Annotated in this window: 8 protein-coding genes; 4 read left to right on the top strand and 4 right to left on the bottom strand. The window is 68.0% G+C overall.

Annotation, left to right across the window (positions count from 1 at the left end):
• From AC6RA4_RS02910 to AC6RA4_RS02900, 3 genes are all read right to left on the bottom strand, one after another.
• Nucleotides 1-420 (bottom strand): quinone oxidoreductase family protein (locus AC6RA4_RS02910; protein WP_500157233.1); only part of this gene is annotated, 420 nt, incomplete at its 3' end.
• Nucleotides 417-827, bottom strand: a complete 411-nt coding sequence (locus tag AC6RA4_RS02905; protein WP_500157231.1) for a PaaI family thioesterase — start codon at nucleotides 825-827, stop codon at nucleotides 417-419. The genes AC6RA4_RS02910 and AC6RA4_RS02905, both read right to left, overlap by 4 nt.
• Entirely contained in the window at nucleotides 827-2,500 is a 1,674-nt protein-coding gene (locus tag AC6RA4_RS02900; RefSeq protein ID WP_500157229.1) for a class I adenylate-forming enzyme family protein, read from the bottom strand. Before AC6RA4_RS02900 ends, AC6RA4_RS02905 begins: the two co-directional genes overlap by 1 nt.
• A gap of 186 nt (nucleotides 2,501-2,686) precedes the next feature.
• Here AC6RA4_RS02900 and AC6RA4_RS02895 point away from each other — a divergent pair, with 186 nt between their 5' ends.
• Nucleotides 2,687-3,136 (top strand): SRPBCC family protein, encoded by a 450-nt coding sequence (locus tag AC6RA4_RS02895; RefSeq protein ID WP_500157227.1) that lies wholly within the window; start codon nucleotides 2,687-2,689, stop codon nucleotides 3,134-3,136.
• Here AC6RA4_RS02895 and AC6RA4_RS02890 read toward each other — a convergent pair whose 3' ends face one another.
• On the bottom strand, nucleotides 3,137-4,393 hold the full coding sequence (locus tag AC6RA4_RS02890; protein ID WP_500157225.1) for an amidase: 1,257 nt from the start codon (nucleotides 4,391-4,393) through the stop codon (nucleotides 3,137-3,139).
• 135 nt (nucleotides 4,394-4,528) lie between these two features.
• Here AC6RA4_RS02890 and AC6RA4_RS02885 point away from each other — a divergent pair, with 135 nt between their 5' ends.
• The 3 genes from AC6RA4_RS02885 (at nucleotide 4,529) to AC6RA4_RS02875 (ending at nucleotide 8,646) form a co-directional block, all read left to right on the top strand.
• Entirely contained in the window at nucleotides 4,529-5,440 is a 912-nt protein-coding gene (locus tag AC6RA4_RS02885; protein ID WP_500157223.1) for a helix-turn-helix domain-containing protein, read from the top strand.
• A 217-nt stretch (nucleotides 5,441-5,657) separates the two neighbouring features.
• Nucleotides 5,658-6,641 (top strand): TAXI family TRAP transporter solute-binding subunit, encoded by a 984-nt coding sequence (locus tag AC6RA4_RS02880; RefSeq protein ID WP_500157221.1) that lies wholly within the window; start codon nucleotides 5,658-5,660, stop codon nucleotides 6,639-6,641.
• Nucleotides 6,642-6,699: 58 nt separating this feature from the next.
• Complete coding sequence (locus AC6RA4_RS02875; protein ID WP_500157219.1) at nucleotides 6,700-8,646, top strand: TRAP transporter permease; 1,947 nt, start codon at nucleotides 6,700-6,702, stop codon at nucleotides 8,644-8,646.

Here is an 8,646-nt window from a genome sequence, read left to right as displayed (position 1 = left end):
GCCGGGCTGCATCCGGCCCTGCTCAAAGAGCGCCGTCCACGCGGTGTCGAAGGCGAGCGACAGGACCCCGGCGTCCTCGCTGCTGACATTCCCGGGCAGCACGTAGGCATCCTTGGCGGGCACCAGCGCCGCCTCGGCGTAGCCGCCGTGCTCGGCCATGGCGAGCACGCGCTCCCCGACCTCGAAGCCCTCGACCCCTTCGCCGATGGCAAGGATCCTGCCCGCGGGGCCCTTGCCCGGGGTGAAGGGCCGCTCGGGCAGGAACTGGTATTTGCCGGTGAAGACGAGGCTGTCGACGAAATTGACCGGCGCCGCCTCGACCGCGATGAGAAGTTGGCCCGCGCCCGGTTCGGGCATGGGCAGATCCTGGATGGTGGCCTGCGAGGGCGCTCCGAAGTCTTCGATCACGACCGCTTTCATGGTCTCTCCTCGGGAATGGCAAAGGTGTTGCGGGACAGCGCGACAAGCTTGTCCCCGGCGAAGATCTCGACATCCACGCGCGCGAGAGTCCGGCCCAGCTTGCGCAGGATGCCAACGGCGCGCAGATCAACGCCCGGCGCGGCGCGCAGGTAGTCGACCCCCAGCGTCACCGTGGGCACGGGCGTTCCCGCAGCGCAGGCCGCCGCCGCGTGGGCGGTCAGGTCGCAGAGCGCCGCGACGATGCCGCCGTGGATGAAGACCGGATCGGTGCCGCCCGCGAACTCGGGCCGGAACGGCAGGCGCACCTCGACCTCGGAGCCGTCGGCGCGCATCGCCTGCGGGCGCAGCCAGCCGTGCAGCGGCGGGCGGCGCATCTCTTCCCCGAGCCGGGCGAGATAATCGGCCATCAGGCGGGCGCCTCGAACCGGATCGGCTTCGGCACCAGCTTGCCGGAATCGATGTCGGGCAGCAGCGCGCGCTTGAGCATCTTGCCCGAGGCCGAGAGCGGGATCTCGTCCACCTGCAGGAAGTATTCCGGCATGTCGTATTTCGACAGGCCGGTTTCGTCGAGGTGGCGCAGCACGTCCTGCGGGTCGACCCCCGCGCCGTTGCGCGGCATCACCACAAGGCAGACCTTCTCGCCCAGACGCTCGTCCTTCACGCCCACCGCGGCGGCGCGCGCCACGTCCGGATGTCGGCTGGCCAGTGCCTCAATGCGGGCGGGGTGGATGTTGTGGCCGCCCCGGATGATGATCTCCTTGAGGCGTCCGGTGAGGGTCAGGTAGCCATGCTCGTCCATGCGCCCGAGGTCGCCGGTCATGAACCAGCCATCCTTGTTAAAGGCCTTCTCGGTCGCTGCCTGATCGTCGTAATAGCCCATCATCAGGCTCGCGCCGCGCCCGCCGATGTGGCCGACCTCGCCGGTGGAGAGCGGGCGGTCGGGGTCGGCGGGGTCGAAGATCTTCACCTCGTAGCCCGGGCAGGCCCGGCCGCTGGTGCCGGTGATGCGCTCGGCCGGATCGTCGGGCAGCGTGTAGTGGTGCGAACAGGCCTCGGTCATGCCGTAGCCGCTTTGCGCCTTGATGCCATGGGCCGAAAGCCGCTCGACAACCCAGGACGGCGCCGCAGCACCGGAGATGCGGAAGCCCTGCAGCCCCGCCAGCGGCGTCCCGCCCGCCTCGGCGGCGGCGTCGAGCTCGGTCAGCAGGTCCATGGCGTGGGCGGGCACCCCGAAGAGGAAGGTCGCGCCAACCTCTTCCAGCCTCTCGAGCAGGCTCTGGCCGCGCGGCATGTCGTGCACGATCAGCTCGCCCCCGGCCAACAGAGTCAGGATCAGCGCGCCGAAGCCGAGATTATGGCTGAGCGGCCCCATGGTGTAGGTCACCGTCTGCGGCCCGATGTTCCAGTCGCCGGCGATGGCGCGGGCGTTGGCGAGCAGCGTGTTCGACGAGTGCATCACGCCCTTGGGCTCGCCCGTCGTGCCAGAGGTGAAGGCGAGGTAGACGATGTCGCAACCGTTGCGCTCGGAGGGCCCGGCCTCGCCGGTGCCAAGCGCAGCCGAGAGATCCGCGACGCTGCGCGCTTTGGGCGCCTCGAGCGAGACGGTCAGCCTGAGGTCGGTGACCTCGGCGGCGGTCCTGGTGATGTCCGACCGGTCGGCATCGGCGCCGAAACCGGTCTCGGCGACCAGCGCCTTGGCGCGCATCCGCTTCACCAGCCCAGTGATCTCGCCCACAGTGTGATTGCGGTGCAGCGACGGACAGAGCACGAAGCCTTCGCGCGCGCAGGCCAGCAGCAGCACCGCCAGTTCGCAGCGGCTCGACATCCACGCGGCGACCCGGTCGCCCGGACGCAGCCCCGCCTCCACCAGCCGCCCGGCAAAGCCGTCGGCCAGCGTCACCAGATCGCCATAGGCCAGCGCCAGCCCGGCGTCGCGGATCGCGACCTGCGCCGGGGCGCGCGCGGCCGAAGCGCGGGCGCAGTCATAGATGGTGTCGTCCGACCAGAACCCGGCCTCGGTGAAGGTGGCGACCATCTCGGGGGTCACCCGCGTCAGCATATTCTGGAAAGCCCGGGTCATCTGGTCCTCTCTATCCATAGTCCTGTGCGCATCGCGACAGGCCATGCAGCGTCTTTTTCATTGGCGCGGCGCGTCTCGGAGGGCGCCCGACTGTTCCATTTTTGGTATTCTACTCTTTTCTGGGTTTCAATAATAAAATAACTAAGAGGTCACGAACCAAAATTGAAACAGTCGAGGTGCCCAATCATGCAGCTTTCCGAAGAATACACCCTACCCGCCCCGCGCTCCGAGGTCTGGGCCGCGCTCCATGACGCCGAGGTGCTGCGCGACTGCATCCCCGGCTGCACCGAGCTCGAGGCCGAGGGCGCCGAAACCTTCCACGCCAGCGTCACCACCAAGATCGGCCCGGTGAAGGCCACCTTCAAAGGCACCGTCACCATGAGCGAAGAGCAACCGCCCGAAAGCTTCGTGCTGAGCGGCGAGGGCAAGGGCGGCGTCGCGGGCTTTGCCAAGGGTCACGCCCGCATCTTCCTTGACGACCACCCCGAGGGCACGCTGCTGCGCTACGAGGTCGAGGTGAAGCTCGGCGGCAAGCTGGCGCAGCTGGGCTCGCGGCTCATCGCCTCGACCTCGCGCAAGCTCTCGGCGCAGTTCTTCGACAATTTCGCCGCGCGCTTCGAGACCGCCGAGGGCTGATCAGCCCTCGCGCAGCGCCTCAAGCTGCCGCGCGACATCGAGCAGGAGCGCGTCCTCGGTGGCGCGCGCCACCAGCTGCACCGAGAGCGGCATCCCCGAGGGTGCACGACCGAAGGGCACCGCGACCGAGGGGCAGCGCAGCGTGCTCCAGAGCTCCTGCAGGCGCGGATCGCCGGTCTTTTCCAGCCCAGGCGGCGCCACGTCCGGCACCGTCGCCGTCAGCAGCACGCCCGCCTCGCCGAAAAGCGTGTCAACCGAGGCGCGCGCGACATCCAGCGCCCGGCGCGAGGCGAGGTAGGTCTCGCCGTCGATGCTTTCGCCGCGGGTGAAGACATCGCGCGATTCGGGGCGGATCCGGTCGAGCTCTGCCGCGAAGCAGGCGGTGTTTCCGCAGCGCTCAAAGGCATTTACGATGGCGCGGTACTGCGTCAGCTCGGCAAATCCCGGCGCCAACGGCAGGTCGACGACCCGCGCCCCCGCTCGCGAGAATGCCGCCCGCGCCGCCTCGACCGCGCCCGCGCTGAGCTCGGACACGGTGCCCCAAAGATGGGTGCGGCAGAGCCCGATCACCGGCAGATCGCCGGTGGCACCGGGCGCGGAAAGCCGCATCATCGCCGCATGGACCCAGGCCAGGTCCTCGGCGCTGCGGGCGATGGCGCCCACCGTGTCAAAGGACTGCGCGGCGGACAGCATCCCCGACACCGGCCAGGCGCCAAAGGTCGGCTTGAACCCCGCGACGCCGCAGAAGGCCGCCGGGCGCAGCACCGATCCGCCGGTCTGGGTGCCAAGCGCGAAGACCGCCATGCCCGCGGCCACCGCAGCGCCCGAACCGCTCGAAGAGCCGCCCGGCGTGCGCGCCGGATCCAGCGGGTTGACCGTCGCTGCGGGCGCGGTGCCGGCGAATTCCGCCGTCGCGGTCTTGCCCAGCACGATGGCGCCCTGCTGCTTCAGCATCGCCACGCTGCCCGCGTCGAAGGGCGGCACGTTGCCCCCGTAGATAACGCTGCCCTGTTCGCAGGGCATCCCCGCCACGTCGAGCACGTCCTTCACCCCGAAAGGAATGCCGCTCAGCAGCCCCGCCACCGGCGTCGCCGCCGCGGCGCGGGCGCCGTCCGCATCCACATGGACATAGGCCCCGATCTCGCCATCGCGCTCGACGATGCGCGCAAGATGCGCCTCGACCAGCGCCGCCGGCGTCACCTGCCCCGCGTCCAGAGCCTTGCGCAGAGACGCGATCGAGCTGTTGAGCCAGTCCATGAAGACCTCCATACCGTTTGTGTGCAAAATCCCACTTTTTTGACAGAACGGCAAGGGAGTCGCAGAACAGGGGCTTTTTCGTTGCCCCTGCGCGGAAACGGTGGTTCCGTCTCCAAAACCGGAGTGAGGGACCAGATGACGCTGCGATACGATGAAATCGGCCAGAGGCTGCGGGCGTTTCGGCTTGGCTCTGGGATGAGCGCAGAAGAGGTCGCCAATCGCATCGGAATCTCGCGCACCGCGGTCTACCGTTTCGAAAAGGGCGAAGTGGTCAAGATCGAGACACTGATCGGGCTGGCGGAACTGCTGAACGTGTCTCTGCCCACGCTGCTGGGGGTCGAGATCGAATACATCTCGTCGGCCGTCACCTATTTCGAGCGCCTGCGCCAGCTCGAGACCGAGGCCAACCAGATCATCGTGCTGGCCGGTCCGATCTCTTACCTTCTGGCCTCGGACGACTTCCATGAATCGCTGGAACGGCTGCTCAAGGAAAGCGTGCCGGAAAGCGCCGATCACCGCGACCAGACGCTTGCGGACATTGACCGGATCATCGAGATCCTCAAGGAACGCAAGGCGAATTACCTGTCGCGGCGGCCCACCATCGTCAACCTGATGTCCGCCCATGACATCGTGCGCCTGCTGCGGTCCGGCTTTGTCGGCCAGCCCTTCCTGCCGCCGGACGACCTGAGCGAACGCCGCGCCCGCGCCCGCCGCGAGGTGCAGCATTTCATCGACCTGATCGAGGGCGAGCCCATCGGCGTTCAGGTCGGGCTTATCACCGGCACCCTGCCCCACAGCGCCTTCCAGATCTTCCGCAAGGGCGACGTGAAGACCCTGTCGATCAGCCCCTTCCGCCTTGGCGAGCAGCCCAACGTGCGGCTTGGCGTGGCGATGATCACCAACACCGACGAGGCCATCGCGCTGCACGAGCGCACCATCGACCAGATGTGGCGCGAGTCGCTGAAGGGCCGCGAGGCCGCCGATTACCTGCGCAAACTGCTTGAAACCGTCGATCGTGAGAACGGAATCATCCCAGGCGGGCAATAATTACCATCAAATCAACCCAGACCCGCGCACCCGCTGCCAAAACAGGCAGGGGGTGCGACCCACGGCCATTCTCATTTTGAATTTTGTTCCATTTTTGGAATTGAGCTTGCGGTTAGCTTCATTTTTAGGTCACGCTTGACCCAGGACGGAACCAACGTCCGGGACCGGCAGCGTCAACGCCCCGGTCACGTTCAACAAAACCGAACAGGGTAGGACCATGAACATTCTCAAGATTTCGGCGGCCGCCGGCCTCGCTTTCGGGCTGGCGCTTCCCGTCCAGGCCCAGACCATTAACGAGTCGGTCTGCGGCGCCAGCCCGGGCGGCCTGTGGTCGCTGGTCGGCACCGGTCTCGATGCGGCGGTCAAGGCCGAGGCGCCGGGCTCGACGATCACCTACCAGACCTCCTCGGGCGGCCTCGCCAACGTGGTGCAGGTGCAGAACGGCGCCTGCGCGCTCGGCATGGCCAACGACGGCGACCTCGCCTTCGCCAAGGCCGGCACCGAGCCCTTCAAGGAGCCCGTCGAGGGCCTGACCGCGCTTGCCGTGCTCTATGACTGGGCGCCGGTCTGGTGGATCGCCCGCGCCGACTTCGCCGAGGAATACGGGCTGGAAAGCCTCGCCGACCTGGCAGAGAAGAAGCCGCCGGTCCGCCTGGTCTTCAACCGCAAGGGCCTGCTGACCTCGGCCATCACCGAAGAGACGCTGGCCGCACTCGGCGCCAGCCTCGACGACATCGAGGACTGGGGCGGCTCGGTGCAGTTCCAGGCCTCGGGCGAGCAGACCACGCTGATGCGCGACGGCCGCGTCGACCTGCTGGCCAACACGCTCTTCGAGGGCCACAGCTCGCTCACCCAGATGTCCGAGGCGACGCCGCTCAAGCTGCTCTCGGTGCCCGATGACGCGGCCGAGGCGGTGATCGAGAAGTTCTCGCTGAAACCCTGGACCATCGCGGCCGACGCCAACCCCGGCGAGGGCGGCGACGTGAAGACGGTGACCACCTCGATCATCCTCTTCGCCACAGAGGAGCTCGACGAAGAGACCGCCTACACCGTCACCAAGGCGATGCTCGACCATCCCGACGCCATGGCCGCCGTCTCTGCCGCCATGTCGCGCTTCACGCCGGAAGGCATGAAGGACCAGGCCGTCGTACCGTTCCACCCGGGCGCCATCCGCGCCTATGAAGAAGCAGGCCTGATGTAAGGCACGCGCGGGGCCGTCCACCGGCCCCGCCGACCTCTTCCGGATGCAAGGCGACCGCATGACCCAGCCCCCCTCTCCCTCCTTCGCGCAGCGCCTCGCGGGCGCCGCACTCGGCACCGGCCCGCGCCGGCGGCTCGACGGGCCGCTCGGCCACGCGATCAAGGGCTTTGCGGTCCTGACCGCGCTGTTCACCGTCTACGCCGCCACCATGTCCACCTGGGACGTGCTGGCGCGCACCATCATCTTCCTGTCAATGATGCTGACGCTGCTGTTCCTGCTGGTGGGCGCCACGCCCGGTGCCCGCACCGACCGGCCCAGCATCCCCGATTTCATCCTCTCCGGCCTCAGCCTTGCCTGTCTCGTGTTCTTCAGCATCGAGATGCAGGCCATCGCCGAGCGCATCACGCTCTTCGATCCGCTGACCCCCGCCTACTGGATCTTCGGCTACGGCATCCTGCTGCTCTCGCTCGAGGCCGCGCGGCGCACCGTCGGCATGGGGCTGACCGGGCTCGTTCTGGTCTTCATGGCCTACAACCTCTGGGGCCACAATTTCGAGGGCCCGCTGCGCCACGGCTACATCAGCTTCGCGCATTTCCTGGACATCACCGTCTTCACCACCGACGGCGTCTTCGGCGCCCCGGTGCAGGTGACCGCCACTTACGCCTTCCTCTTCGTGCTCTTCGGCACGCTGCTGGAAAAGGCCGGCGGCGGAAAGTTCTTCTTCGGTCTCGCAGCGGCGCTCACCGGGAAATACAACGGCGGGCCCGCCAAGGTCGCCGTGATGTCCTCGGGGCTCTTCGGCATGCTCTCGGGCAGCCCGACCGCCGACGTGGTCACCACCGGCTCGGTCACCATCCCCGTGATGCAGAAGCTCGGCTACTCGCCGCGCCTCGCGGGCGCCATCGAGGTCGCGGCCTCGACCGGCGGCTCGATCCTGCCGCCCGTCATGGGGGCTGCGGTCTTTATCATGGCCGAGTTCACCGGCATCTCCTATCTCGAGATCGTGTTCGCGGCGCTGATCTCGGCGATCCTCTACTACGTCTCTGTTTTCCTGCAGGTCGACCTGCGCTCGCGCCGTCTCGGCGCCGGCAACCTCGACCCCGACGAGCTGCCGAAGGCGCGGCAGGTGCTGCGCGACGGCTGGCCCTTCATCGTGCCGCTGGTGGTGCTGACCGGCTCGCTGGTGATGCACTTCAGCCCGACCTACGTGGCGCTCTACGGCACCATCGCGCTGCTCGGCACCTGGATCTTTCGCTGGAAGAGCTTCTCGCTGAAGGCGCTCTACGAGGGCATCGCGCAGACCACCATGAGCATGGTCGCGGTGACCGGCGCCTGTGCCGCCGCGGGGATGGTCATCGGCGGCATCACCATGACCGGGCTTGCGGGCAAGGTGTCCGAGCTGCTGGTGCTGATCGCGGGCTCGAACGACCTGCTGACGCTGGTCATCGCCGCCGCCATGACCATCCTGCTGGGCATGGGCATGCCCACCCCCGCCGCCTACGCGCTGGCCGCCGCCCTCGTGGCGCCGACGCTGGTCGGGGATTACGGCTACTCGCTGCTGCAGGCGCACATGTTCCTGCTCTACTTCGCGGTGCTCTCGGCGATGACGCCACCTGTCGCCGTGGCCGCCTATGCCGCCGCCGCGATCGCCGACGCCAACCCGATCTCGATCGCCGGCATGGCCTGCAAGCTGGCCGTCGCCGCCTTCGTTCTGCCCTTCACCTTCATGTACGCGCCCGGCATTCTGTTGCAGGGCAGCATCCCGACAATCGCCTTCGATGCGCTCCGCGTGCTGGTCGTCGTGCTGGCCATTGCCATCGCCTCAGAGGGCTACTGGCGCGGCGCGCTCGTGGTCCCCACCCGGCTGGCGCTCGCCATCGGGGCCCTGCTCATGATCTCGCCCAACCTCATCGCGCTGGCTGTGGGCGCCGTCCTCATGGCCTTCGGGCTGTGGACGCTCCGCAGCAGCCGCGCGCCCCTCACGGAACTTCGCAAAGACCACTGA

This window comes from Salipiger sp., from assembly GCF_059781815.1.
The sequence above is the reverse complement of the archived record's forward strand: the minus strand, read 5'-3'. Positions and strand labels throughout refer to the sequence as shown.